Below are 24,676 nucleotides of genomic sequence, written 5' to 3'. Positions count from 1 at the left end.
GAGGACGATGAGGAAGAAGAAAGCGAAGATAGTGGTAGTAATGATGACGAAAGTGATGACGAGGATGAGGATGAATAGTTCATCTTTTTAGATAATAATGTTCTAAAATATATTTTGTTAGATATTGATATAATGGACATTGTTTGAATAGCCCGCCTATGGCGGGCTTTTTATTCGTTGAGGTTTTGCATGTTGAATCATTTTCCAAAGCCGGATGTTGTTTATCCACATAGAAATAGAGATTACTTTATTGCTGGATTTACTTTTCTTTGTGTAGCTGTAAGCTTGGTAATCGATGGCAGCGCAAGTTATGAAACTCAGAACATGATGGGAGTTATAGCTTGGATTTTTTTGCTTGGATTACTAATTGGTGAGAATAAAGAAGTGCGCATGCAAGTTGTAGTCGCGGTAGCATTTGCGACTGCAGGTGAACATTTTGCTTCCATTTACATGGAAGGCTATACCTATCGATTTGGAAATGTACCATTGTATGTTCCACCTGGACATGGAATGGTTTATTTGACCGCAGTGGCCCTTTCTCGCTCAAGATTATTTTTGATGTATGCAAAAGAATTGGCAATTTTTGTTATTGTATCGGGTGGATTATGGTCGCTCTGGGGTATTAGCGGGATACCGGAGCAAGGCGATCAAGTAGGCGCTTTTTTATTTTGTATTTTTGTTATTTGCTTATTCAAAGGGAGGTCACCGATGGTTTATCTGGGCGCCTTTTTTATTTGCACATGGCTTGAGATTATTGGAACAGCAGCAGGAACTTGGAAATGGGCATCTATTGAACCAGTTTTCAATTGGACCCAAGGAAACCCGCCTAGTGGGGTTGCAGCCTGGTATTGTTTGGTTGATGCAGTAGCTATTGGTTTTGCGCCGAGGATTCTAAATGGTTTGCAAAAAATGAATAACTGGTATAAAACATCACTTGAGAAATAACCCTAAGTCCGAACAGAATTTTTCGGTGTTATGGGATAATTTATGACATATCATTTTTGTTAAATATGATTTACTTGAAGGAATATTTGTGATTGTTGTTCGTTTGCCGGATGGATCTGAACGTATTTTTGATCATCCTGTTAGTGTGATGGATGTTGCCATGATTATTGGATCAGGCCTTGCACGTGCAGCTATCGCTGGAAAAATCAATGGGAAACTGGTTGATCTAGGCTGCCAAATTGAAGGCGATAGCGATTTGGCGATTATTACAGAAAAGGATAGTGAAGGATTAGAAGTTATTAGACATTCTTGCGCTCATTTGTTAGCGCATGCGGTAAAAGAATTGTTTCCGGAAGCGCAGGTGACTATTGGGCCAGTAATTGATGAGGGGTTTTATTATGATTTTTCTTATAAGCGATCATTTACTCCTGAGGATCTAGCCACGATTGAGAAGCGGATGACTGAAATCAGTAAACGAGATTTGAAAATAGAACGAAAAATACTGGAGCGAGTTAAAGCAATCGATTTCTTTAAGCAACAAGGTGAACACTACAAAGCTCAAATAATTGAATCAATACCGGGTGATGAAGATTTGTCACTTTATTCTCAGGGTGATTTTACTGATCTTTGTCGCGGCCCGCACGTGCCTGCCACTTCAAAAATAAAAATTTTTAAATTGATGAAAGTTGCGGGGGCTTATTGGCGTGGTGATTCAAACAACGAAATGCTACAACGCATCTACGGAACCGCGTGGACTAATAAGGATGATCAGAAAAATTATTTGCATCGATTAGAAGAGGCTGAAAAAAGAGATCACCGGAAAATTGGTAAGCAACTGAGTTTTTTTCATACGCAAGATGAAGCGCCAGGTATGGTGTTTTGGCATCCTAAAGGATGGACGCTATGGCAGCAAATAGAGCAGTATATGAGAGATATTCTGAATCAAAATGGCTATCACGAGATACGAACGCCTCAAATTCTGGATAAGGATTTGTGGGTGCGCTCAGGACATTGGGAGAATTTTCGTGAAAATATGTTTACGACTCATTCAGATGAACGCGATTTTGCCATTAAGCCGATGAATTGTCCTGGTCATGTGCAAATATTTAACCAAGGTTTGCGAAGTTATCGTGAGCTGCCTATCCGATTCGCTGAATTTGGTTCGTGTCATCGTAATGAAGCATCAGGTGCATTGCATGGAATTATGCGAGTGCGTGCTTTTACGCAAGACGATGCGCATATTTTTTGTACTGAAGATCAGATTCAAGAAGAAGTTGTGGGATTTATCGATTTATTGAAAGTTGTTTATGCAGATTTTGGTTTTCGAGAAATTTTGATAAAGCTTTCAACTCGCCCGCAAAAGCGCGTCGGATCAGAGGCACAGTGGGATAAATCAGAAGCTGCGCTGGAAGCTGCGCTCAATGAAGTTAAATTGGAATGGGAGCGACAACCAGGCGAAGGTGCGTTTTATGGCCCAAAGATTGAATTCTCCCTCAAAGATTGTATTGGCCGTGTGTGGCAGTGTGGCACATTGCAATTAGATTTTTCAATGCCTGATCGCTTGGGTGCGGAATATGTAGCTGAAGACAACTCACGCCAAGTGCCGGTCATGCTGCATAGAGCTATACTTGGTTCAATGGAAAGGTTCATCGGGATATTGATAGAAAATTATGCGGGTGCATTACCTTTGTGGTTGTCGCCTGAACAAGTTGTTGTGTTAAACATCTCTCGCACACAGATGGATTATGCGCAGGAAGTAACTGCTCAGTTAAGAGATAATGGTATCAGAGCGAGTTTAGACTTGAGAAATGAGAAGATAACCTATAAAATTCGAGAGCATAGCTTGCAGAAACTCCCGTATCAAATTATTGTTGGAGATGAGGAAGTGCGAGCAAATAAAATCGCTGTTCGTAATCGAGCAGGTGAGAATCTTGGTCAAATGACATTGCCAGACTTCCTCGCGCGGTTTAATGAAGAGCGTTCGTCAAGAGTGTGATTTCTTTTAGTTAACTAATTTTGGAGAATTTGCCATAGTTCAGGATAAATCAGTGCGCATCAATGAAGAGATCGATGCGCCGGAAGTGCGTTTGATTGGCGTGAATGGAGAGCAAGTTGGTATTGTTTTACTTGCAAATGCAAATGCCTTAGCGGAGGAAGCAGGAGTTGATTTGGTTGAGATTGCTCCAACGGCGCAACCACCAGTTTGCCGATTGATGGATTATGGCAAGTTTCGATATCAAGAAAGCAAGAAAAAGCACGATGCGAAATTAAAGCAGAAGCAAGTCCAGATTAAAGAAATTAAGTTTAGACCAAATACGGATGAAGGTGACTATAATATTAAGTTAAGGAATCTAATAAGTTTCTTGAATGAAGGCGACAAGGTAAAAGTAACATTGCGTTTTCGTGGACGTGAAATGGCGCATCAAGAGTTTGGTATGCGCTTGCTCGAACGTGTAAAAGATGATTTAGAGTCCTTTGCGATAGTGGAACAGTTTCCTAAAATGGAAGGGCGACAGATGGTTATGGTACTATCTCCTAAAAGAAAAGATACGAAGGCAGATAAATCAACAGTAGCAGAGGAAGACTCACTGACATCAACGTAAGCAGTGTTGATCTTGATTTTTTGTAATTAAATGTAAAAATAAGTGATTGTCAGGTCTGTAAAGTTTTTCTATCATGAAAACACCTGGTTTCATGTTAAATGAGGAGTATTTTATGCCCAAGATGAAAACCAAGAGTGGAGCTGCGAAGCGCTTCAGGTTTAGAGCAAGTGGAAGTATTAAGCGCTCGCAAGCTTTCAAACGCCATATATTAACAAAAAAAACAACAAAAAATAAACGTCAATTACGAGGTGTAACGGAAGTTCATTTCACCAATGAAGCCGCTATCCGCACTATGATGCCTTACGCATAACAGGAGTAAACATGCCTAGAGTAAAACGTGGTGTAACCGCTCATGCGCGGCACAAAAAAATATTAGATTTAGCCAAAGGCTATCGAGGACGTAGAAAGAATGTCTATCGTATAGCAAAGCAAGCTGTTATGAAGGCGGGCCAGTATGCATATCGTGATCGCCGTCAACGTAAAAGACAATTTAGAGCTTTATGGATTGCGCGGATTAATGCAGCTGCTCGTGAGTGTGGTTTGTCGTATAGTGTATTTATGAATGGTCTCAAAAAAGCTAGTATCGAAGTGGATAGAAAAGTATTGGCTGATTTGGCTGTATTTGATAAGAGTGCTTTTGAGAAAATCGTAGAACAAGCCAAAGCTAGTTTAGTGACATAATTAATAGCGATAAAATGCTGATGGGAGGTCGGGTAAAACCTGAGCCTCCCTTTTTCTTATGAAAATAATAATGAAGTGAGAAGTAATTCTTAATTCTCAACGCTGAATTTACATGGAAAATCTGAAAGAAATTATCTCTGAAGCAGAAAGTTTGATGAACAGCATTGAAGATGCTACAGAATTGGAAAATGTTAAAGCGCGTTATCTCGGCAAGAATGGCATTCTTACTGAATTACTCAAAGGGCTAGGAAAGCTTCGGGTTGAAGAGCGCCCTATTATAGGTAGTCAAATCAATGAAGCAAAGATTCAATTAGAGACAACGCTTAGAAATCGACGTAGTGCAATTCAAGCCAAAGAGCTAGAAGTAAAACTGACGGAAGAAGCGTTAGATGTCACTTTGCCAAGCAGAGGACATGGTGCTGGTGGACTGCATCCCATAACACAGACTTTGCAGCGTATTGAGGCACTATTCCATTCAATTGGCTTCAATGTGGTTTCAGGGCCTGAAATAGAAACAGATTTTTATAATTTTACAGCATTGAATATTCCAGAAAATCATCCAGCTCGCGCTATGCATGATACATTTTATATCGATAATGGTGATTTGCTACGAACACATACATCACCGGTTCAAATTCGCTATATGCAGAACAATAAGGCGCCAATAAAGGTGATTGCGCCCGGCCGAGTTTATCGATGTGATTCTGATGTGACGCATACACCAATGTTTCACCAAGTAGAAGGCTTATGGATTGATGAGAATGCCAATTTTTCTGCTTTAAAAGGTATTCTGGCTAATTTTATGGCACAATTTTTTGAACGTGATGATTTGCCGGTAAGATTCAGACCATCATTTTTTCCATTTACTGAACCTTCTGCTGAGATGGATATTGGTTGTGTAATGTGTAATGGAGAGGGCTGTCGAATTTGTAGTCATACGGGTTGGTTGGAAGTGCTCGGATGTGGAATGGTTCATCCCAATGTATTAAAGCATGTTGCGATTGATAGCGAACGATATATTGGATTTGCCTTTGGTTTAGGCGTGGAGCGTTTGACGATGCTCAGGTATGGTGTTAATGACTTGAGATTGTTTTTTGAAAATGATTTGCGCTTTCTTAGACAGTTTAATTAAATCCGAAAAATGTACGCACTTACACTTACTGTATTAGTTGTAAATTCTCATGAAATTTTCTGAAATCTGGCTGCGAAGCTTTGTTAATCCTCCTTGTTCTAGTGACGAGCTTGCGCATACGTTAACGATGGCCGGCATCGAAGTTGAAAATGTTGAGCCAGTAGCATCAGGGTTCAAGAATGTGGTTGTTGCAGAAGTTCTTTCAGTTGAGAAGCATCCTACGGCAGATCGACTCTCAGTTTGTAATGTTAAGACGGGAAAATCAGATAATGATTTATTGCAGATTGTTTGTGGTGCACCCAATGTAAGTGCTGGAGTAAAAGTGCCTTGCGCGCTGGTCGGAGCAACCTTGCCAGGTTTTGTAATCAAAAAAACGAGGTTGCGAGGTATAGACTCTGCTGGAATGTTATGTTCGGCGAAAGAATTAGGTATTAGTGAAGTTTCGGATGGATTGTTATTGCTTCCTAATGATGCGCCGGTAGGTGCTGATTTTCGTAGCTATTATGAACTTGAGGATGGCGTTTTTACATTGAGTTTGACTCCTAATCGAGCTGATTGTTTAAGTGTACAAGGTATAGCTCGTGAGGTTTCGGCTATAACGGATACTGCCTTACATCCGCTTGCACTGGAATTTGTTTCTAATGAAATTGATGATACGTTGAATGTACACGTAACTGCCCCGGATGCTTGCCCGCTATACTGTGGTCGGATACTGCGAAATATCAATCTCAATGCGGCAACGCCATTATGGATGGCACAGAGACTAGAACGTAGTGGGTTACGGTCTATTAATTCTGTAGTTGATATTACCAACTATGTGATGTTGGAAACAGGTCAGCCCTTGCATGCCTTTAATCTGGCTAAGATAGCTGGAACTATCCAGGTACGCTTTGCATTACCACAGGAAAAAATTCAATTGCTGAACGGTAATCAAATAGATTTGACTCCAGAGATGCTTTTAATATCAGACGAGCATAAACCGCTCGCATTAGCCGGCATCATGGGTGGATTGGAGAGTGGTGTGACGCATGGCACAACCGATATTTTCTTAGAAAGTGCGTTTTTTAGTCCTGATGTAATCAGCGGCAAGTCATTCCACCTGGGTTTTAGTTCAGATTCGGCTTATCGTTTTGAACGCGGGGTAGATTTTGCTGCAACAAGAAGTGCACTCGAACGTGCTTCATACCTGATTCGTAACATTTGTGGAGGTCAGGTAGGTACGGTAATTGAAATGAAACACGAATTACCTCAGCGATCTTCAGTAGATGTGCGTATTGAACGAATAAAACGGATACTAGGTATCGACATCAATAAAGAGCAAATAGCTAATTATTTTAAGCGACTAGGATTTAAATTCTCTGAAGAAAATGATTGTTTTAGTGTAATGTCACCAACATATCGCTTTGATCTAACGATAGAAGAAGATTTTGTTGAAGAATTGGCGCGCATTTATGGTTATGATCATATTCCAATCCATTATCCGCATGCCAGTATGGCGATGTTGCCAGCGTCTGAAACACAATATTCCACGATAGAAATTAAAAAATCCTTAATAGATCGTGATTATCAGGAAGTTATTAATTATGCTTTTGTAGACGCTGATTGGGAAGCTGATTTCGCAGAAAATCATAAGCCGATTGCCTTGCTGAATCCGATTGCAAGTCAGATGAGTGTGATGCGTAGTACGCTAGTAGGCGGTCTAATTTCTAACCTGCAGTTTAATTTGAATCGTAAGCAAGTCAGGGTGCGCTTGTTTGAAGTCGGCTGTTGTTTTATACGTGAAAACGAGAATGATTGTAAACAAATAGAAAGAATTGCTGGGCTTAGCCACGGGGATTTTTCATCTGAGCAATGGGGAGTGCCAGCAAGAAACATTGATTTTTATGATATTAAAGCAGATGTAGAAGTTTTGTGCCGAGGTAAGCCGATTAACTTTGAAAAATTCTTTCACCCGGCATTACATCCTGGTAAATCGGCGGAAATTTACTATGAAGGCAAAATTATTGGATGGATTGGTGAATTGCATCCACGCTGGCAAAAGAAATACGGTTTGCAAAAAAATACAATATTGTTTGAGCTTGATTTAGACAGTTTGAAGCCAAAACTTCTGCCGTTTGTTAAGGAAATTTCTAAATTTCCACCCGTAAGGCGAGATATTGCAATTATTGTCGATAATGATATTAATGCACACTCATTGCTGTCCTGTATGTGGGCAGTGAAATCGCAGATTATATCGGATATATCGTTATTTGATATTTATCGCGGTAAAGGTATGGAAAGTAACAAAAAAAGTCTTGCATTCCGTGTATTGTTGCAAGATACTGAGAAAACATTGACAGATGAGCAGGCGGAATCTGCAGTAACTAGCCTAATAAAAATTTTGAAAAATAAGTTTGATGCTGAATTGCGTAATTGACGCCTGTTAAGATTCATACTTGAGTTTACTTCGCAGATTAATGGTCTTGATAGATTATTAATCTGTATTTTCTAAGAGTGCTACTAATTAATGAATCGCCTCATATGGTGAGGATATTTACAAAAAATTATAACTAAAAGGAGTAAAGCATGGCGTTAACAAAAGCTGAATTAGCGGATCTATTATTTGAGAATGTCGGACTAAATAAACGTGAAGCAAAAGACATGGTTGAGTCTTTTTATGAGGAAGTGCGTACTGCTTTACAAAATGGTGAGGGTGTTAAGTTGTCTGGTTTTGGCAATTTTCAGTTGCGCTCAAAGCCACAACGTCCTGGCAGAAACCCAAAAACAGGTGAAGAAATTCCGATTACTGCACGTCGTGTAGTGACATTTCATGCTAGTCAGAAGTTAAAAGCCTTGGTAGAAAAAAATTATCATGGAAAACAAAAAAGCAAATAATACATTACTGCCAATTCCTGCTAAACGTTATTTTACTATTGGGGAAGTTGGGGTGCTTTGTGATGTTAAGCCGCATGTGTTGCGCTATTGGGAACAGGAATTTTCACAACTAAGACCGGTCAAGCGTTGTGGGAATCGTCGTTATTACCAACACCAAGAGATTGTATTAATACGCCGTATTAGAGAACTTCTATATGAACAAGGTTTTACGATCAACGGAGCACGGAATCAATTAGAATATACGATTACAAAATCAAATGCATCTGATGGAGGCAATATTAATTTTCTTTCTTCGACGATGGATTTGAATTATGTTCGATGTGAAATTAAAAGCATTAGGTCACATTTGCTTTCTTAAAGTAGCATTTCAGTGATAGCTTCAAAAGTTTGAGTGTTTTGTTTGCTATAATTATGCATTCGGGGCGTAGCGCAGCCTGGTAGCGTACTTGCATGGGGTGCAAGTGGTCGGAGGTTCGAATCCTCTCGCCCCGACCATTTGATTGAGTATGCCTGTAAATATGATTGAAGCAAGGTTTGATGTGCAGAAATCTCCTTTTTTCTATATATTGATAATCAGTAACTTATAAAATGCGCATATTGCTCAGTAATGATGACGGCTATTTTGCGCCTGGTCTTGCTTGCCTTGCTGATTTTCTCTCGAAAATGGCAGAAATTATAGTAGTCGCCCCTGAAAGGGATCGAAGTGGATCCAGTAATTCTTTAACACTAGATCGTCCACTCACTTTGCAGAAATCTCATAATGGTTTTTATTATGTCAATGGAACACCAACGGATTGTGTTCATCTGGCAGTCACAGGTATGCTTGATGTAATGCCTGATATGATCATTTCTGGCATTAACCAAGGTGCTAATATGGGTGACGATACGATTTATTCAGGCACTGTTGCTGCTGCTACGGAAGGTTTCTTACTGGGAATTCCTTCATTTGCCGTTTCTTTGGTTAATGCATCTAATGGAAACTACTTGACAGCTGCGCGTGTTGCAGCTGATATGGTGAATCGCTTCAGAGAAAATGAAATTCAGAGCCCGGTTTTGTTAAATATTAATGTGCCGGATACTGAATATCAGCAACTTAAAGGTGTTGAAGTTACTCGACTGGGACGACGCCATAAGGCTGAGCCAGTGATCAAATCACAAAGCCCTCGTGGTGAAGTGATGTACTGGGTTGGTGCTGCCGGTCCGGCACAGGATGCGGGCGAAGGCACAGATTTTTATGCAACTCAAAATGACCGGGTTTCAGTGACTCCGCTGCAAATTGATTTAACCCGATATGATCAATTGGATCTCATAGCAAGGTGGCTAGATTAAGTACCTACTATGTTTAACTGATATGAATTTTTGTGGGTACTAATTGGTGAATGTGCGTCATTCTGGAATTGGTATGACTTCTCAGCGTACGCGCATGCGCATGATTGAGCGTTTGCGTGCACAAGGGATTGCTGATGAAGTGATTTTGTCAGCGATAGGTACAATTCCTCGTCATATATTTGTTGAAGAAGCTCTTGCAAGCAGAGCTTACGAAGATGTTGCTTTACCCATAAATTATGGACAAACCATTTCTAGTCCATGGATTGTTGCACGTATGAGCGAACTATTGCGTGTAAATCCAAATTTAGAAAAAGTGTTGGAAATTGGCACTGGTTGTGGATATCAAACTGCTGTACTAGCAAAGATTGCACAGAAAGTATATTCGGTAGAACGCATTGGACCATTATTAACGCGTACCAGAATTCGATTGCAAGAATTGCAAATTAGGAATGTTTATTTAAAACATGCAGATGGTTTACTTGGACTTGCAGAAGCTGGGCCATTTGATGGTATTATCATGACAGCTGTAACCACACATGTTCCTACTTCATTATTAGAACAAATAGTTGTTGGTGGCAGAATGATTTTTCCGAAAGGGACTCAGAAGCAGAATTTGTGTGTCATCGAGCGCAATTCTCAAGGTTATAATGAGACTGTACTGGAAGAGGTAAATTTTGTCCCCTTGTTGGGGGGGGTTATAAAAAAATAGTAGTTCAGGGAACATAAAATGACAAATGTTGCAATGATTAAACTGACCAATACTGATAGCTGTAATTGTATCGTTAAGTTATTTATTTTTATTGGAAGAAAATCAAGATCATGCACATGTAATTTTTATTTGCTGCTCGCTACCTATCTTTTTCTGTTGGGATGTAGCACAACACAACCGCCTGTGACCGTCGTCGATCGTGTGAAAATCGATTCTACTGGGTCAGCTAGGTTGGTTGAAACCAATAACCTAGATGGTCAATTCTATATCGTGCAGCAAGGGGATACTCTATATGGAATTGCGCTTAAGAACAATATTGATTATAAAAAATTAGCGGAGTGGAATGGAATTACTGATCCAAGCTCTATCAAACTAGGGCAAAAAATTAGCTTGTCTACATCGATAAGCGATTCACAACCTATATTGTTTGCTTTACCTCAGCAACCGATAGCTACAACTATTGAGCCGAGCATAGATTCTTCTGATTTCGCAACTTCCGCAGCAAATATGGATAAGCTAAAAACGAGCCCAAAAGCTCTTAAGTTGCCTTTTTCAGAACAGAATGTGGCTCGATTACAATATCCAGCGAATAATAACTTGCCATCCGCATCGCAGTCTTTCCCAGTTTCTCCTCCTGCGACAGCAAATACTAAAATTGAAACTGCTCCCCAACCGGAGTCGTCAAGATCAGATATGCTGGCTAGTCATTCTGTTGCTGAATGGATCTGGCCTACAGCAGGAAAATTACTATCATCTTTTTCCAATAATTCCAAGGGTGTAAAGATATCAGGTCAGGCAGGACAGCCAATATTGGCTTCGGCTGCTGGTGAGGTGGTCTACAGTGGGCATGGCCTTCGTGGTTATGGTAATCTGATCATTATCAAGCATAACAATATATTTCTCAGTGCTTATGCGCATAACAGCAGGCTACTGGTTAAAGAAGGGGATGCTGTGGCAAGAGGGCAAAAAATTGCAGAAATGGGAAATACTGATACAGATATGACCCAGTTGCACTTTGAGATACGTAAACATGGTAAACCAGTTGATCCATTGGAATATCTACCCAATCAATCCTAACTGAGGAAACGATAAAGTTAAATTAGCGAATGGTAGGACAGCCATCATAACTAATACTACCTCACTCTGAAACTGGGTGCTGCATATACTCTAGAGCTTGTAGGGTGTGTTTTGTTGCTGCCTCAGAATCATCTTTTTTAGCGCGGGCGATGGCTTTTTTCAGATGTTTGATAGACTCCGTTATGCGGTGATGTGATGCTGCCAGCTCATTTTCTGCAGCTTTTGCATGAGTAAGGCTTTCCTGTGCATATTCTAATAAGGTCTTGACGTGTCCTGCTTTGCCATGTATGTGTGCAGTTTCTGCATGTTTTATAGCTTCAGTTGTATGGTGACTAGAATTTGATGCAGAGATCGCTGAGGAGCTAAAGAGAAGCGATAATGTACACATAGCTGCGATAATGATTTTTGGTTGTCTGGATTTCATAATGCCATCTCCATATCAATTAATAATAAAGTATCCATTGTCCATATCCCTATAGCATAATCCCATGGACATTTATAACATAACAATCGATTTTCTGTTATAGCATCGTTTGAGATAAGCAAGACTTATATTTTTTGTATAGTCTGAAAAGGTTGAATTCACCATCAATAATAAATAGCTTAAATCTCAATCACTAATCAATTAAGCTATTGAGTATTTCATAATCTATCCATCCTTTGGTAATTGTTGTGCCTTGTATGTGAGTGAATGATTCCGCTGGTTCGCCAAGATCAGACAGAACGGCAACAGCGCCATCAAAGCTTTGTTGGTTAGTGTAACCGCTAACTGTGATCAGAGTCGGGATTTGTGCGGCGCGTGCTGATTTCAGGCCATTTTCTGAGTCTTCTATTGCGATACATTGCTGGGCAGGAAAATTAAGTTGATTAAGAACCCAATGATAAATATCGGGTGCCGGTTTTTTCAATGGAACAATGTCACCGGCGCCAATGACGTCAAACCAGCCAATTGATTCTGCACCTAATGTGGATTTAAGTAGGGAAGTGACGTTTTCCATCGTTGTTGTAGTTGCGATCGCAAGTTTTATTTTTTCCTGTCGCAATTCTTGAATTAACCGTGCAACACCGGGACGCAAGGGGATGTTGCCGGTTTCCATCTGTGATTCAAAGTATTTGGTTTTAGCTTTGTGCAGGGTGGCAATCCAATTCGTCACATCGTTTCTATTGAGCTCGGTAGGAACAAAATTTTCCATGTAATAGCGAATCCGTTCTTTTCCGCCAGTAACTTCTAGTAGCCTGCCATAAAGATCAATGTCCCAATTCCAATCGAGATTAAATTGTTGAAATGCAGCATTAAAAGCAACACGATGACCATCTTGCTCGGTATCGGCGAGCGTGCCGTCAACATCAAATAGTACAGCTTGTAATTTCTTTTGATTCTTCATTGTTGTTAGTTAATTTCAGTTGTTGTTAGATGAATGATAACTGGCGCGTTGTAGGCGATCTGCTATGGCTAACCAATTAGGATGATCAGGAGGTGATTCTATCAGCAAATAATTAAATTCTGCCTGATCAAACTGGCGTAATTTAGCATATAGTTGTTTACCGTAAATGATTGGGTCTGCAGGCATGGAAAATTGTTCGATAAATTGATTTGAGAATTTAGGTTTATGAGTATTTGACCAAGTGATGACTAGAACGCGCAAATTTTTTTCAGCTAATGTCAGGGCATGCGGCCAAATTTGTATACTTGAATATAATCTTAAGGGTGTCGTCGGCGCATAATGTGCCGGTAGTGATCCAGATGTTCTAATTGATTGATCGATATTGTGTGCAAGAATGACGGGGCTATTTAATACTGTTTCAATCGCTGATAACGTAATACTGCCTGGTCGCAGTATTCGGGGTGCTTTATCGTGGAAGCTGACGATGGTGCTCTCTAAGCCTACTTCACAGGCTCCACCATCTAGGATCATATCAATAGTGTTACCTAATTCCTGATAGACATGCGCAGCCGAGGTTGGACTAATGCGACCAAAACGGTTAGCTGAAGGTGCAGCTAGGGCTTTTTCTGGTCCTAATGCATTCAGTAAAGCCGATGCAATAGGATGTGCTGGAAACCGGAGCCCAACGGTAGTTTGTCCACCGGTAACATTATCAGGAATGCGATGATTACGCGGGAGAATTAATGTTAAAGGTCCGGGCCAAAAGTGATTGGCTAATTTCCATGCAGACTCTGGTATGGCCTGAGTCCAATAGTGCATATGGGAAATATTGCCAATATGAACGATCAGTGGATGATCAGCAGGGCGTTGTTTTATCTTGTAGATCTTATCAACAGCGGCTGGATTTGTAATATCTGCGCCAAGACCGTATACGGTCTCAGTTGGAAAGGCTACTGTACCACCTGAGCACAAAATTTGAGCGGCTGTAATAACTTGATCCAGTTGAACTGACGATAAGTCAGATTGAGTGAATGTGTACTTTGTCTGTTCCATCTGTATATCTGAGTGTTAAATTCAAATGAAACTTAACGTGATTAATAAGTTATAGTTTATTGTCATACCAATCGTAACCTAGCACACCTTGCAATAAGCGTACGATATAAAAACATAGCCAATTCACTGCATAATTCCGCAAGGAAAAAAAGCTTTTGTCTGTTGATGTAACTGGGAAGGACTCTTGTGAAATTGCGGTTTTTAGGCTTGTTCTCAGCTTGCTGGCAAACTGATGGTCTGCAATGAATACATTGGCTTCGCGCGCTAGAAGCAAGCTGAAAGGATCAATATTTGATGAACCTACTGTTGCCCAATATTGATCAATAACAGCGACTTTGGCATGTAGATAACTGCGATTATATTCGTAAATTTTTATACCGGCTTGCAATAGATTCTCGTATAACGCCTGAGTTGCATGGTATTGTAGACGATATTCAATTCTACCTTGCAATAAGAGTTCTACATTGACGCCTCGTTGAGCAGCATTTTTCAATGCATTAATGAATTTTCTTCCAGGCAGGAAATAAGCGTTGGCAATAATAATTTCGGTTTGTGCTTGGTTTATACCCTCCAGGTAAGCGTGTTCAATATCACGACGGTGACGCCAGTTATCGCGGATTACAAATGCAGCTTTCTGATTTCCACAAGAATTGTTGGTCGGTTTTATAGGGTTGGGAGTGACCCAGCGTTTTTTAAAATGCACCCACGCGACTAACATCCACAAATGTTTCACAGCCTTATGAATTTGAATCAATAGTGGGCCTTGAACAACAACAGCATAGTCGAAGCGTGGAGTCAGTTTCTCGGGATTTTCCTGATCGTCAATGATATTAATTCCACCGATATAAGCGATTTGAGCATCAATAAGAGTCAATTTTCGGTGCATCCGGCGTAAACGGTAACGGCGTGGCATTGAGAATATAAATTCTGGACGGAATATCAGTACCTGAATACCGGTCTGTAGCATAGAGTTTATTTCTGCAGTGGAGAGGCTCTGTGAGCCAAATCCATCAAGTAGCAGATGCACAGATAAGCCACGTTGTGCTGCGCGTTTTAAAGCAGCTATAATTTTTCTGCCAATGGCATCGTATTCCAGGATATACGTTTCAATATGTATTTCAAATTGCGCCTTTTCTATTGCTGCTTCTAGTTCCGGGAAATATTCCTCACCGTTGTGCAAAAGGGTGATAAGGTTGCCTTCAACAAAATGAATGTTTTTCATTGACGGATAAATTTCGTTGTGGATGTGGCAACCGAGTCTCCCGATTATATACTGCTGATATCGGTAAGCATGATTATGAAATCTCCAGCATTCTATCTAATGCTATTCTTGCGTGTTCTGCTTCTTCAATCGGTACTTTGATTTGATTCACGATATTGCCATTGACCAAATTTTCCAATGTCCAAGCCAAATGTTGTGGATCAATTCGTGCCATGGTCGAACACATGCATACCATGGGCGACATAAACTGAACAATTTTTCCCTGGGACTTGAATTCTTCTGTAATCCGGCTGACCAAATTCAATTCGGTGCCAACCAGCCAGCGCGTCCCGCTTTTTGCTGCAGCAATGGTTTTAATAATATATTCGGTTGAACCAACATAATCCGATGCTTTGCAAACTTCATAATTACATTCGGGGTGTGAAATGACAATACCATCGGGGTATTGATTACGAAAACGGATAATATGTTGTGGTTGAAACATCTGGTGAACGGAACAATGTCCTTTCCATAGAAGTATCTTTGCTTTATTAATTTGCTCCGGTGTTAATCCACCCATGGGCTCATCAAAATTCCACACAAGCATTTCTTCTAGCGGAATACCTAGCTGGTGCCCACTCCAGCGACCAAGATGCTGATCAGGGAAAAACAGCACCTTTTCTCGTTGTTTGAAAGACCATTGCAGTACTTTATTGGCATTGCTGGATGTGCAAACAATACCATTGTGCTCGCCACAGAAAGCTTTAAGATCGGCAGCAGAGTTGATATAAGTGACGGGGGTGATTGTTTCGTCAGGATTCAGAATTTCCGAGATTTCTCGCCATGCTCGTTCGACATTTGAGAGGTTGGCCATATCTGCCATAGAGCAGCCGGCTGCCAGATCGGGTAAAATTGCGATTTGCTCTGGGCTCGAGAGTATATCCGCAACTTCAGCCATAAAATGTACCCCGCAGAAAACTAGATAATCAGCATCGGTTTGAGCAGCTAGAAAAGAAAGTTTCAAGGAATCGCCCGTCAAATCCGCATGTCGGTATACATCTGCACGTTGATAGTGGTGAGCCAGGATCACGGTACGTTTCCCTAGAATTTTTTTGGCTGCGATAATGCGCTGTGCGCACGCTTCTTCCTGTAATTGATCATATTGCTCGAATTCAAAAATTTCTTGAGGCATTGTCATTATTGTATTCTTCCTAAAGATTTATTAAGTAATGTACAGCATTCTAATTGAATATATGGATTCACCTATCAAATTAGAAAGCCTCCGCCGAGAAAGTTGCTAAAGCCGATACATTAAATGAAAATTAGTGTTCTGATATAATTTGCAAAAGTACATAATTAATAATAAAGGTAACCGCAAATTCAAATTTGCGGAACAAAGAGTGAGTAATTCTGAATGAGCAAGCATCCATATTTTAGCTCACCACTAATTTTTTTCATTATTTTGATTTTGCTGACATTCTGGTTGGATTTATTAACCAGACCGCCTGAACAAAATAAAAATGATAATGTGTATCTCAATCCAGACTACATTGTAGAAGATTTGTCTGGTATTCGAGTGGATCATGAACGAGGTATTCAACGAGAATTTTCAGCACAAAAACTGCTTCATTATTTGGATGAGAAAGTTACTCAGTTGGAACAGACAAATTTTATTAATATTGATCCAGGAAACCCTCTCATACGCTTGCATGCTGATCAAGCCGAAATAAAAAATAAAGGGGAAAATATTTACTTAACAGGAAATGTATCCGCAACTAGAGGCAATGATGATGACAAAAATAAGATAACGCTCAATACTGATTCTTTGTACCTTATTCCAGATGAAAATTTAGTAAAGACAGAGCAAGCTGTGACCATTACAAAATTGAATACTATAATTCATGCGACCGGTTTAGAGTTCAACAATCGTATCGGAAAGATACAGCTTATGTCGAAAGTAAGCGCTGTTAATAACTAATTAATCAAATTATGAAGCTACTGATGATTGTGGGTTTTTGGGGTTTATTCTTTATTCCGACTGTTTGGGCTGAGCGAGCTGACCGTGAAAAGCCCATTCATTTGGAGGCAGATCGTGCGACTGTAGAAGATGTGAATCGAAAAGAGGGCAGCCGGATCAGTGTTTTTACCGGAAACGTAATCCTCACGCAGGGAACCCTGCGCATTAATGCCGACAAAGTAATTATGAAAGAAGACTCGCAAGGATTTCGGCATGCAACCGCTACGGGAAATCTTGTCAGTTTTCGTCAGAAGCGTGATCGAATGAATGAATATGTTGAAGGTTGGAGCGAGCGGGCTGAATACGATAGTAAATCAGAAAAAATTGAATTATTCCGTCAGGCGCGGTTAATACGTGGTGAAGATGAAGTGTTGGGTGATTACATTTCCTATGATATGAATAGTGAATTTTTTCAGGTGATTAGTAGTAAAGAGCGTGGGGTTGAAACGGGACCTGATAAGCGGGTACGAATAACAATTCAACCAAAAAATAAACCTGAATAATTTAGCCACCTAGTTAAAGATGGATGTAATTGCATAGCATGAGTGAGTTAAAGGCTAATAATTTAAAAAAGCGATATAAGTCGCGTACGGTAGTGGAAGATGTTTCTTTTTCACTGAGTAGCGGTGAAGTGATTGGTTTGCTTGGGCCCAATGGCGCCGGAAAAACAACTTGTTTTTATATGATTGTTGGTCTATTGCCTCTTGATGGGGGTGGTATCTATTTGGATGATCAGGATTTAAGCTTGTTGCAGATTCATCAGCGAGCAAAGCTTGGATTAAGTTATTTGCCACAGGAAGCATCCATTTTCCGGCGTTTGACGGTCGAAGAAAATATTCTTGCAGTATTAGAGTTGCAGAATCTGGATGAAGATAGAAAACAGCGGTATTTAGATGACTTATTACACGATTTGCATATCAGTCATTTGCGTAATAATCCTGCTATTAGTTTATCGGGAGGTGAGCGCCGCCGAGTTGAAATAGCCCGTGCTCTGGCATCGCAACCTCGTTTTATTTTGTTAGATGAACCTTTTGCGGGAGTTGATCCAATTGCAGTTCTAGATATACAAAAAGTAATTGCTTTTCTTAAAGAACGAAAAATTGGCGTGTTGATTACTGATCATAATGTCCGGGAAACATTAGGGATTTGCGATCGAGCGTATATTATCAGTGAAGGTCATGTGCTTGCAAAAGGTCGATCGGAAGAAATTATAGATAATGAAAAGGTCAGAGAAGTTTATTTGGGAGAGCATTTCCGATTGTAAGCAAAAGACGGAATTGAAGTTGCATCGTTTAGTAACAGTTGTTTTTTCAGGATCATGAAGCCAACACTCCAACTCAAACTGACTCAGCAACTGAAGCTAACTCCTCAGTTGCAGCAATCCATACGGCTGTTGCAGTTGTCAACACTTGAGCTGAATCAAGAAGTCGAGAGGATCGTGCAGGAGAACCCATTATTGGAACTGCTTGATGACTGGAGTTTATCTGAGGTAAATAATTCACCTGAGTCTGTAGAATCTTCCAGTTCTGCAAATTCTGACAGCGCTTCAGTTGAAGTAACCGAGCCTGAAGGCGAGGCACTATCGGAAGAAAATTCTGAACATGATGCTGAATGGTTACAAGAGAATAATTCTACTTATAACACCTTTGAAGATGATGATCGTGAAGCGCTGCAGATTCCTGATAAACCACTAAGTCTACGTGACCATTTGAATTTTCAGGCATCCTTAAGTCAGGTATCTGAACGCGAGAGAAAAATTATTGGTCTGCTGATTGATAGCTTGGATGACGATGGTTATTTATTGCAGGACTTAGGTGAGCTGGTGGATTTTCTGCCTGCAGAGTTAGGGATTGATCTGCAGGATTTGGAGAGCGCACTCATGTACTTGCAGCAATATGATCCGCCCGGTGTGGGAGCGCGCAATCTAAAGGAGTGCTTAGTATTGCAATTACAAGCATTGCCAGGTGAAGTTACCTACCGTATACAAGCTATAAAAGTTGTACAAGAATATTTGAAGGTTCTGGCATCGCACGATTTTGCGCAAGTCAAAAAATTATTAGGATGTGATGATCAAACTTTAAAAGCTATCCAGAAACTGATCACTCATCTAAATCCTAAGCCTGGTATTCAGTTTAATTCCCAGAGTGAACGTTACATTGTTCCTGATATCACGGTTGTAAAAAGAAATGGAGTTTGGGTGGCAAACCTTAATATGAGTGCGATTCCACGTCTCAATATTAATCATCTATATGCTAACATATTGAAACAAGAACATCATTCTTCACGTGGTTTAATAAGTCAATTAAATGAAGCGAAATGGCTCATTAAAAATATTCAGCAACGTTCAAGCACTATCCTTAAAGTTGCGGGTGTCATTGTAAAGCGTCAGCAGCAATTTTTTGAACATGGAGAAGTAGCGATGCGTCCGCTTGTGTTAAGAGAGATTGCAGAAACATTAAATCTGCATGAATCAACAGTATCCCGGGTAACGACACAAAAATTTATGTATACTCCGCGGGGTATTTTTGAGCTTAAATATTTTTTTGGTAGTCATGTTTCTACCGATTCGGGAGGAGCTTGTTCAGCTACAGCTATTCGCGCATTAATCAAGCAATTAATACAGGAAGAGAATTCAAGGAAACCACTCAGCGATAATAAAATTTCGACTATTCTTGAACAACAAGGTATCGTTGTTGCGCGTCGTACCATTGCGAAGTACCGGGAATCATTGCAGATTCCTGCAGCCAATCTTCGCAAATCAATTTAATTAGAATAAAGGAAAAATATGAACCTTAAACTTACTGGTAACCATGTAGAAATTACTGAAGCAATGCGAGATTACGTGACCTCAAAAATCGGTAAAGTTACACGCCATTTTGATCATGTGATTGATGTTAGCGTCATTCTATCAGTAGAAAAGCTTAAACAAAAAGCTGAAGCAAATGTACATGTGCGCGGTAAAGATATTTTTGTCGAAGCTGACAGTGAGGATATGTATGCATCTATAGATAGTTTGGTGGATAAATTGGATCGACAGATACTCAAGCATAAAGAAAAGAATCTTGAGCGTCGGAATCATGGCTCATTGAAAGATCAAGATTTTGGATAATTCGAGTTTATCAGTCATCCAGTTTTCTCAGATAAAAATAATGTATTCCCATGAACACAATTTAACTACGTTCAAAACATTTCATTTTGTACTGCCGTTTGAATGAAGCAACCTTATTTCTCATGAATCAAATTTCACAACTGTTACCCGCTTCAAATGTTATTGTCGATTTAGATGTTACTAGTAAGAAACGTGTTTTTGAGCAAGCTGGATTATTGTTTGAGAATACGAATCAGATTGCTCGCAGTCAGGTTTTTGATAGTTTGTTTGCACGCGAAAAACTTGGCTCAACTGGCTTGGGGCAAGGTGTAGCTATTCCGCATGGGCGTATAAAGGGGTTGCGTGAAGCAGTGGCTGCTTTGGTGACAATGAAAGAGGGGATACCCTTTGATGCACCTGATGGCCAGCCGGTTAACATTGCTTGTATTTTGCTGGTTCCAGAAAAAGCGACTGACAAGCACTTGCAGATTTTAAGTGAATTGGCACAAATGTTTAGTGATAAGCCATTTCGTGAAAGTCTTTTGCAGTGTAAAGACGCTGCAGCGATTCATAAACTTATTGTTGATTGGAAACCCGATGTCGCGAATTAGTATTGCTCAACTCTTTGACGATAAAAAGGATAAGCTTAAACTTACCTGGATTGCAGGACAAAGTGGCGGAGCTATTGAATTGAGCGATGAGAAGATTGCGCAATCAGGTCAGGGTATGATTGGTCATTTAAATTTTATTCATCCGGATTGGATTCAGGTAATTAGCATCGACGAGATTCATTATTTAAAAAAATTGGAAGCTGCTTCTCTGGAGAAAAAAATCAATCAACTTACTCAGCAGAGTAACTTGGCTTGTATTATTGTTGCGGACAATGCTGAAGTACCAGCACCTATCTTCAATATGACCAGCACATTCAATATTCCGTTGCTCCATTCTCCTTATCCCGGTCTGGAAGTAATCTGGTTGATACGCACTTACCTGAGCAGCGTGTTGGCGCCATCTTGTAGCTTGCATGGTGTGCTTTTAGACGTGTTGGGTGTGGGAGTGATGATAACGGGTGAGAGTGGCGTCGGTAAAAGTGAATTGGCTCTGGAATTGATTAGCCGTGGCCATGGTTTAGTAGCGGATGATGTCGTCGAATTACGACGCATTGCTCCAGAAACATTGGAAGGTCTTTGTCCTCCAATGTTGAGGGATTATTTGGAAGTGCGTGGATTAGGTATGCTGAATATCCGTACAATTTTCGGCGAAACTGCAGTGCGACGTCGGAAAAATATGAAGCTTATTGTACACTTGCAAAATAGTGGAGGAGCAGGTTCCGGCTTATTAGAGCGATTGCCGATTAGTGATCTTACTGAGAACATTATGAGCGTCGATATTCCGAAGGTAATTATTCCTGTCGCAGCAGGTCGTAATTTGGCTGTTCTGGTGGAAGCAGCAGTGCGAAATTATGTCTTGCAACTGCGTGGAATAGATGGTACGAAAGAGTTTATCGAACGACATGAACGAGAAATGAATCATCAAATAGAAGCGAAAGATCCGCGTTAGGATAGCTTTGTGTTTAGTTGCTTATGGTTAAACTTTGAGTGTAGTTTTTCGACCTAAAATAAATTTCGATGGAAAATCCTCATACAATTACCTTGGCGCTGACCGGCGCATCCGGGATGCCGTATGGGATTCGTTTACTCGAGATGTTGTTGCAAAGTGGTAAACAGGTTAATTTGCTGTATTCAAAAGTAGCGCAGATTGTCGCGCAACAGGAAATGAATTTTACACTGCCTGCTAGTGCTAAAGAAGCGCAAGCTTTTTTGGGTCGCCAATTCCATGCTCAAGAAGGGCAATTGCATGTTTTTGGACGTGAAGAATGGTTTGCACCCGTTGCTTCGGGATCAAATCCTGCTGATGCAATGGTGATTTGTCCTTGTACCATGGGAACTTTGGCAGCAATAGCTGCAGGTATGAGTCAAAACTTGATCGAGCGTGCCGCCGATGTCACGTTAAAGGAAAATCGATCGCTCATTATTGTCCCTAGGGAGATGCCGTTTTCAGCGATTCATCTGGAGAATATGCTTAAATTGGCGCGTGCAGGCACTGTAATTCTTCCGGCCAATCCAGGTTTTTATCATCACCCGAAAACGATACAGGATATGGTGGATTTTGTTGTTGCCAGAATTCTCGATCATCTGGAGGTCAAGCATACCCTAATTCCCCGTTGGGGAGCTGAGAGCTAATTTCTGTTATTTCAAACGATTATTCATTAGCATTTTGAAGAGATATTACGAGGGATAGTTAATAACTCTTAGTTTGAAAGCTCCCTGCTTCTGTAACTACATAATGCATCGAAATATCATGTGGTTGTGGGTAAATATTATCTAGTCGCTGTATTTCAAAAGCGACGCCAATACTGAGTGGTTGTCGTTGGTAACTATCGAGTGTCCGGTCAAAAAAACCACTGCCATAACCTAACCGATAACCCTGCTGATCAAATCCCACCATTGGAATAATCACCGCATCGAGCCGGACAATCTTGGTGTCTATTGGGATCGGGATACCGTAAGCACCATTTTTCATCGGTGTATCCGGTAACCATTCACGGAAGCGTAATGGTTTATCCTTGGCGATGATTTCTGGTAGTGCAAGTGTGGCGCCGTGTTGGGTTAAATACTGAGTAATGAGTCGCGGATCGTATTCACCGCGAAATGGACAATAGATACCAATAATCATTTTCTGCGGTTTTGGCAACTCTTGTGTAAGAAAACTTGAAATTGCCTGGCTCCATTCCATATGTGATTTCTCTGGAATGCTCTCGCGAGCTGAGATCAATTGTTTACGCTGCTGCTTTTTCCATTCCGATAGTTCTTCCATAATTTCTTTTTTTAAATCCTGTACGGAGAAAATTTAGATAAAAAAGTTTGTTTTAGCAATTTCCTGACGGGCGCTGGAATCCCCTTTGCAAGTGCATCGGATGGTTTGGTCCAAATAAATTTGGGTAGTGTAGCCAGCGATTCTGAAGAGGTTACTTGTAGTAGTTGCGGGTGTATGCGTAATTTGAAATGTGTGAATTGATGGTCTAGTATGGGCAACTCAATCAATGCTCGCACTTCAATATTTAAATTGTGTTGGCAATAAGTTATAACATCTATTCCGATTCCAATTTCAGGTGGACACCATAATTCTCCCCAGATGCCTGGAGCTGGTCTTTGTTCCAGCAGTATATTCTGCTGTTGCATCAACAACAGGAAGGTAGTTTCTTTCTGTGGTAATGGCTTGCGAGGTTTGGTGGTGGGAAGCTGATCCACACGATTTTCTTTCAGCGCAACACACTCCGATTGCAACGGGCAAGCTTTACATAGCGGAGCACGCCGAGTACAAACCGCAGTGCCTAAATCCATCAACGCTTGAGTATAGGTTTCAATCTTGCCATTTTGATGGTGGATTGGCAACGATTCTTCGGCCTTTTTCCATAGCAGATTCTGAGTTTTGGTTTCTCCAGGAAAACCGGAAATTCCAAAATAACGTGCTAAGATTCGTTTGACATTGCCATCCAAAATTGCTTCACACTGACCAAAGGCAAAAACGGCTATCGCGGCTGCTGTGGAGCGCCCAATTCCAGGTAAGTGCTGAATAGCTTCTCGTGTGCAGGGAAATTGTCCTTGATAGTGATGCATCACTTTGCGAGCTGTTACGTGCAGATTACGCGCGCGCGCGTAATAGCCAAGGCCACTCCAGAGACTTAGTACCGCATCAAGCGGGGCCTGCGCGAGACTGCTAATTGTCGGGAATTTCTGCATGAATCGCGCATAATACGGGATTACCATATTGACCTGAGTTTGTTGTAACATGATTTCTGACAGCCAGATTGCATAAGGGTCACGATTCTTTTGCCACGGTAAATGGTGGCGGCCATGTTGATCATGCCAGATAATTAATTGTTCTGCGAAGGCTGACATAGTGGCAGGGATAGTCTGCTCCGATAACTGGAGCATTGGGAACAATGAAATACAGGTTTTCTTGGCAATATTCTACTCGAAGATAACTTCGCGAAATTTGGCGTTGGGTGTCAACACTGCCATCTTTGCAAGCTGCGTTAGCTCGATCTGCAATCTTGAGTCATTTTCGATAACCAAACATTCCTGTTTTTCTGGAGAATTAACAATATCGATTGCTGTGCCTTCGATCATCTGCCTATTTTTTAAAACGAGTTGGAGTCGATAGCGATACATGCAAGCAACTTCCACGAAATCATGCTGCTCACACGAAATTGCGTTCTCAGTCATAGTTATGAATTCTTTTAATATATCTAATAAAGCATAATATACTCGATCCTAGTTGCAAGTTGATAAGGCTTTTGCGAATTTGAGGGCAATTCATCAATGATGGCGTCTATTAGGATCAAGTCATTCGAGCGTTTAAAGAAGTGAGGTTCTGAATAAGTTGATTTGATTCATAGTTCGGTAAGCTTTGAGGTATGCTGATTTTCATGGAGTCCAACATTTCATAAAATGAAGGCATGAAATGGAGGACGAAGATGAAATTACCGTGAACACGCTATAGTCAGGAATTCCGGGAA

Annotated in this window: 28 protein-coding genes and 1 tRNA gene; 21 read left to right on the top strand and 8 right to left on the bottom strand. The window is 40.6% G+C overall.

Annotated elements, in window-relative coordinates; all coding sequences use genetic code 11:
* Positions 1–189 precede the first annotated feature (189 nt).
* The 13 genes from K2Q13_RS06535 to K2Q13_RS06475 all read left to right on the top strand — a co-directional run bounded on the left by K2Q13_RS06535 (position 190) and on the right by K2Q13_RS06475 (position 11,350).
* A complete protein-coding gene (locus K2Q13_RS06535; protein WP_292920161.1) occupies positions 190–945 on the top strand; it encodes a hypothetical protein in 756 nt (251 codons plus the stop codon).
* 88 nt (positions 946–1,033) lie between these two features.
* On the top strand, positions 1,034–2,941 hold the full coding sequence (gene thrS, locus K2Q13_RS06530) for a threonine--tRNA ligase (RefSeq protein WP_292920159.1): 1,908 nt from the start codon (positions 1,034–1,036) through the stop codon (positions 2,939–2,941).
* Between the two features lie 34 nt (positions 2,942–2,975).
* Positions 2,976–3,548, top strand: coding sequence for a translation initiation factor IF-3 (infC, locus tag K2Q13_RS06525; RefSeq protein WP_365725433.1), 573 nt, complete (start codon positions 2,976–2,978; stop codon positions 3,546–3,548).
* A gap of 112 nt (positions 3,549–3,660) precedes the next feature.
* Entirely contained in the window at positions 3,661–3,858 is a 198-nt protein-coding gene (rpmI, locus tag K2Q13_RS06520; RefSeq protein WP_292920156.1) for a 50S ribosomal protein L35, read from the top strand.
* Positions 3,859–3,869: 11 nt separating this feature from the next.
* Positions 3,870–4,229 (top strand): 50S ribosomal protein L20, encoded by a 360-nt coding sequence (gene rplT / locus K2Q13_RS06515; protein ID WP_292920154.1) that lies wholly within the window; start codon positions 3,870–3,872, stop codon positions 4,227–4,229.
* A gap of 112 nt (positions 4,230–4,341) precedes the next feature.
* Entirely contained in the window at positions 4,342–5,361 is a 1,020-nt protein-coding gene (pheS, locus tag K2Q13_RS06510) for a phenylalanine--tRNA ligase subunit alpha (RefSeq protein ID WP_292920152.1), read from the top strand.
* A 49-nt stretch (positions 5,362–5,410) separates the two neighbouring features.
* Positions 5,411–7,777, top strand: coding sequence for a phenylalanine--tRNA ligase subunit beta (gene pheT, locus K2Q13_RS06505; protein ID WP_292920150.1), 2,367 nt, complete (start codon positions 5,411–5,413; stop codon positions 7,775–7,777).
* A 149-nt stretch (positions 7,778–7,926) separates the two neighbouring features.
* On the top strand, positions 7,927–8,235 hold the full coding sequence (locus tag K2Q13_RS06500; protein ID WP_106706811.1) for an integration host factor subunit alpha: 309 nt from the start codon (positions 7,927–7,929) through the stop codon (positions 8,233–8,235).
* Positions 8,213–8,593 (top strand): MerR family transcriptional regulator, encoded by a 381-nt coding sequence (locus tag K2Q13_RS06495; RefSeq protein ID WP_292920145.1) that lies wholly within the window; start codon positions 8,213–8,215, stop codon positions 8,591–8,593. The genes K2Q13_RS06500 and K2Q13_RS06495 overlap by 23 nt, the downstream gene beginning before the upstream one ends.
* A gap of 60 nt (positions 8,594–8,653) precedes the next feature.
* A tRNA-Pro gene (locus K2Q13_RS06490) sits at positions 8,654–8,730 on the top strand.
* Between the two features lie 93 nt (positions 8,731–8,823).
* Positions 8,824–9,564: a 5'/3'-nucleotidase SurE gene (gene surE / locus K2Q13_RS06485; RefSeq protein ID WP_292920143.1), complete on the top strand. Its 741-nt coding sequence runs from the start codon at positions 8,824–8,826 to the stop codon at positions 9,562–9,564.
* Positions 9,565–9,610: 46 nt separating this feature from the next.
* Complete coding sequence (locus K2Q13_RS06480) at positions 9,611–10,273, top strand: protein-L-isoaspartate(D-aspartate) O-methyltransferase (RefSeq protein WP_292920141.1); 663 nt, start codon at positions 9,611–9,613, stop codon at positions 10,271–10,273.
* 18 nt (positions 10,274–10,291) lie between these two features.
* On the top strand, positions 10,292–11,350 hold the full coding sequence (locus K2Q13_RS06475) for a peptidoglycan DD-metalloendopeptidase family protein (protein ID WP_292920139.1): 1,059 nt from the start codon (positions 10,292–10,294) through the stop codon (positions 11,348–11,350).
* A gap of 61 nt (positions 11,351–11,411) precedes the next feature.
* Here K2Q13_RS06475 and smbP read toward each other — a convergent pair whose 3' ends face one another.
* The 5 genes from smbP to nadA form a co-directional block, all read right to left on the bottom strand.
* On the bottom strand, positions 11,412–11,774 hold the full coding sequence (smbP, locus tag K2Q13_RS06470) for a small metal-binding protein SmbP (RefSeq protein WP_292920137.1): 363 nt from the start codon (positions 11,772–11,774) through the stop codon (positions 11,412–11,414).
* Between the two features lie 193 nt (positions 11,775–11,967).
* A complete protein-coding gene (locus tag K2Q13_RS06465) occupies positions 11,968–12,735 on the bottom strand; it encodes an HAD family hydrolase (protein WP_292920136.1) in 768 nt (255 codons plus the stop codon).
* A 15-nt stretch (positions 12,736–12,750) separates the two neighbouring features.
* Positions 12,751–13,788: an L-threonylcarbamoyladenylate synthase gene (locus K2Q13_RS06460; RefSeq protein WP_292920134.1), complete on the bottom strand. Its 1,038-nt coding sequence runs from the start codon at positions 13,786–13,788 to the stop codon at positions 12,751–12,753.
* Positions 13,789–13,837: 49 nt separating this feature from the next.
* The gene (gene clsB / locus K2Q13_RS06455) at positions 13,838–15,010 is read right to left on the bottom strand and encodes a cardiolipin synthase ClsB (protein WP_292920132.1); all 1,173 of its coding nucleotides are present in this window, start codon (positions 15,008–15,010) and stop codon (positions 13,838–13,840) included.
* A gap of 73 nt (positions 15,011–15,083) precedes the next feature.
* Positions 15,084–16,181 carry a quinolinate synthase NadA gene (nadA, locus tag K2Q13_RS06450; RefSeq protein WP_292920164.1) on the bottom strand — a complete coding sequence of 366 codons (1,098 nt, stop codon included), beginning with the start codon at positions 16,179–16,181 and terminating at the stop codon, positions 15,084–15,086.
* Between the two features lie 222 nt (positions 16,182–16,403).
* Between nadA and lptC the strand changes: the two genes are divergently transcribed.
* From lptC to K2Q13_RS06410, 8 genes are all read left to right on the top strand, one after another.
* Positions 16,404–16,967 (top strand): LPS export ABC transporter periplasmic protein LptC, encoded by a 564-nt coding sequence (gene lptC / locus K2Q13_RS06445; protein ID WP_292920130.1) that lies wholly within the window; start codon positions 16,404–16,406, stop codon positions 16,965–16,967.
* An 11-nt stretch (positions 16,968–16,978) separates the two neighbouring features.
* Positions 16,979–17,509: a lipopolysaccharide transport periplasmic protein LptA gene (gene lptA / locus K2Q13_RS06440; RefSeq protein WP_292920128.1), complete on the top strand. Its 531-nt coding sequence runs from the start codon at positions 16,979–16,981 to the stop codon at positions 17,507–17,509.
* A gap of 38 nt (positions 17,510–17,547) precedes the next feature.
* Complete coding sequence (gene lptB / locus K2Q13_RS06435; RefSeq protein ID WP_292920126.1) at positions 17,548–18,270, top strand: LPS export ABC transporter ATP-binding protein; 723 nt, start codon at positions 17,548–17,550, stop codon at positions 18,268–18,270.
* Between the two features lie 54 nt (positions 18,271–18,324).
* On the top strand, positions 18,325–19,773 hold the full coding sequence (locus K2Q13_RS06430; RefSeq protein WP_292920124.1) for an RNA polymerase factor sigma-54: 1,449 nt from the start codon (positions 18,325–18,327) through the stop codon (positions 19,771–19,773).
* 18 nt (positions 19,774–19,791) lie between these two features.
* The gene (raiA, locus tag K2Q13_RS06425) at positions 19,792–20,115 is read left to right on the top strand and encodes a ribosome-associated translation inhibitor RaiA (RefSeq protein ID WP_292920122.1); all 324 of its coding nucleotides are present in this window, start codon (positions 19,792–19,794) and stop codon (positions 20,113–20,115) included.
* A gap of 122 nt (positions 20,116–20,237) precedes the next feature.
* Positions 20,238–20,705 carry a PTS sugar transporter subunit IIA gene (locus tag K2Q13_RS06420; RefSeq protein ID WP_292920120.1) on the top strand — a complete coding sequence of 156 codons (468 nt, stop codon included), beginning with the start codon at positions 20,238–20,240 and terminating at the stop codon, positions 20,703–20,705.
* Complete coding sequence (hprK, locus tag K2Q13_RS06415) at positions 20,692–21,654, top strand: HPr(Ser) kinase/phosphatase (protein WP_292920118.1); 963 nt, start codon at positions 20,692–20,694, stop codon at positions 21,652–21,654. Before K2Q13_RS06420 ends, hprK begins: the two co-directional genes overlap by 14 nt.
* A 68-nt stretch (positions 21,655–21,722) precedes the next feature.
* Positions 21,723–22,337 carry a flavin prenyltransferase UbiX gene (locus tag K2Q13_RS06410; protein WP_292920116.1) on the top strand — a complete coding sequence of 205 codons (615 nt, stop codon included), beginning with the start codon at positions 21,723–21,725 and terminating at the stop codon, positions 22,335–22,337.
* Between the two features lie 58 nt (positions 22,338–22,395).
* Here the strand turns inward: K2Q13_RS06410 and K2Q13_RS06405 are convergent, their stop codons facing one another.
* The 3 genes from K2Q13_RS06405 to K2Q13_RS06395 all read right to left on the bottom strand — a co-directional run bounded on the left by K2Q13_RS06405 (position 22,396) and on the right by K2Q13_RS06395 (position 24,383).
* Positions 22,396–22,971: a 5-formyltetrahydrofolate cyclo-ligase gene (locus K2Q13_RS06405; RefSeq protein ID WP_292920114.1), complete on the bottom strand. Its 576-nt coding sequence runs from the start codon at positions 22,969–22,971 to the stop codon at positions 22,396–22,398.
* 11 nt (positions 22,972–22,982) lie between these two features.
* On the bottom strand, positions 22,983–24,056 hold the full coding sequence (mutY, locus tag K2Q13_RS06400; protein ID WP_292920162.1) for an A/G-specific adenine glycosylase: 1,074 nt from the start codon (positions 24,054–24,056) through the stop codon (positions 22,983–22,985).
* Between the two features lie 72 nt (positions 24,057–24,128).
* Positions 24,129–24,383 (bottom strand): Rho-binding antiterminator, encoded by a 255-nt coding sequence (locus K2Q13_RS06395; protein ID WP_292920112.1) that lies wholly within the window; start codon positions 24,381–24,383, stop codon positions 24,129–24,131.
* Between the last annotated feature and the right edge of the window lie 293 nt (positions 24,384–24,676).

This window comes from Nitrosomonas sp. (genome assembly GCF_019752095.1).
Classification (GTDB): Bacteria; Pseudomonadota; Gammaproteobacteria; order Burkholderiales; family Nitrosomonadaceae; genus Nitrosomonas.
Note: the sequence above shows the minus strand (reverse complement) of the source record. Positions and strands in the feature narration are given on the sequence as shown.

What these genes read in the sequence shown, in the direction of transcription:
- K2Q13_RS06535 (WP_292920161.1), top strand. Translation starts at nt 190, where the DNA reads ATGTTGAATCATTTTCCAAAGCCGGATGTTGTTTATCCACATAGAAAT.
- rpmI (WP_292920156.1), top strand. Translation starts at nt 3,661, where the DNA reads ATGCCCAAGATGAAAACCAAGAGTGGAGCTGCGAAGCGCTTCAGGTTT.
- rplT (WP_292920154.1), top strand. Translation starts at nt 3,870, where the DNA reads ATGCCTAGAGTAAAACGTGGTGTAACCGCTCATGCGCGGCACAAAAAA.
- pheS (WP_292920152.1), top strand. Translation starts at nt 4,342, where the DNA reads ATGGAAAATCTGAAAGAAATTATCTCTGAAGCAGAAAGTTTGATGAAC.
- pheT (WP_292920150.1), top strand. Translation starts at nt 5,411, where the DNA reads ATGAAATTTTCTGAAATCTGGCTGCGAAGCTTTGTTAATCCTCCTTGT.
- K2Q13_RS06500 (WP_106706811.1), top strand. Translation starts at nt 7,927, where the DNA reads ATGGCGTTAACAAAAGCTGAATTAGCGGATCTATTATTTGAGAATGTC.
- K2Q13_RS06495 (WP_292920145.1), top strand. Translation starts at nt 8,213, where the DNA reads ATGGAAAACAAAAAAGCAAATAATACATTACTGCCAATTCCTGCTAAA.
- surE (WP_292920143.1), top strand. Translation starts at nt 8,824, where the DNA reads ATGCGCATATTGCTCAGTAATGATGACGGCTATTTTGCGCCTGGTCTT.
- K2Q13_RS06475 (WP_292920139.1), top strand. Translation starts at nt 10,292, where the DNA reads ATGACAAATGTTGCAATGATTAAACTGACCAATACTGATAGCTGTAAT.
- smbP (WP_292920137.1), bottom strand. Translation starts at nt 11,774, where the DNA reads ATGAAATCCAGACAACCAAAAATCATTATCGCAGCTATGTGTACATTA.
- K2Q13_RS06465 (WP_292920136.1), bottom strand. Translation starts at nt 12,735, where the DNA reads ATGAAGAATCAAAAGAAATTACAAGCTGTACTATTTGATGTTGACGGC.
- K2Q13_RS06460 (WP_292920134.1), bottom strand. Translation starts at nt 13,788, where the DNA reads ATGGAACAGACAAAGTACACATTCACTCAATCTGACTTATCGTCAGTT.
- clsB (WP_292920132.1), bottom strand. Translation starts at nt 15,010, where the DNA reads ATGAAAAACATTCATTTTGTTGAAGGCAACCTTATCACCCTTTTGCAC.
- nadA (WP_292920164.1), bottom strand. Translation starts at nt 16,181, where the DNA reads ATGCCTCAAGAAATTTTTGAATTCGAGCAATATGATCAATTACAGGAA.
- lptC (WP_292920130.1), top strand. Translation starts at nt 16,404, where the DNA reads ATGAGCAAGCATCCATATTTTAGCTCACCACTAATTTTTTTCATTATT.
- lptA (WP_292920128.1), top strand. Translation starts at nt 16,979, where the DNA reads ATGAAGCTACTGATGATTGTGGGTTTTTGGGGTTTATTCTTTATTCCG.
- lptB (WP_292920126.1), top strand. Translation starts at nt 17,548, where the DNA reads ATGAGTGAGTTAAAGGCTAATAATTTAAAAAAGCGATATAAGTCGCGT.
- K2Q13_RS06430 (WP_292920124.1), top strand. Translation starts at nt 18,325, where the DNA reads ATGAAGCCAACACTCCAACTCAAACTGACTCAGCAACTGAAGCTAACT.
- raiA (WP_292920122.1), top strand. Translation starts at nt 19,792, where the DNA reads ATGAACCTTAAACTTACTGGTAACCATGTAGAAATTACTGAAGCAATG.
- K2Q13_RS06420 (WP_292920120.1), top strand. Translation starts at nt 20,238, where the DNA reads ATGAATCAAATTTCACAACTGTTACCCGCTTCAAATGTTATTGTCGAT.
- hprK (WP_292920118.1), top strand. Translation starts at nt 20,692, where the DNA reads ATGTCGCGAATTAGTATTGCTCAACTCTTTGACGATAAAAAGGATAAG.
- K2Q13_RS06410 (WP_292920116.1), top strand. Translation starts at nt 21,723, where the DNA reads ATGGAAAATCCTCATACAATTACCTTGGCGCTGACCGGCGCATCCGGG.
- K2Q13_RS06405 (WP_292920114.1), bottom strand. Translation starts at nt 22,971, where the DNA reads ATGGAAGAACTATCGGAATGGAAAAAGCAGCAGCGTAAACAATTGATC.
- mutY (WP_292920162.1), bottom strand. Translation starts at nt 24,056, where the DNA reads ATGTCAGCCTTCGCAGAACAATTAATTATCTGGCATGATCAACATGGC.
- K2Q13_RS06395 (WP_292920112.1), bottom strand. Translation starts at nt 24,383, where the DNA reads ATGACTGAGAACGCAATTTCGTGTGAGCAGCATGATTTCGTGGAAGTT.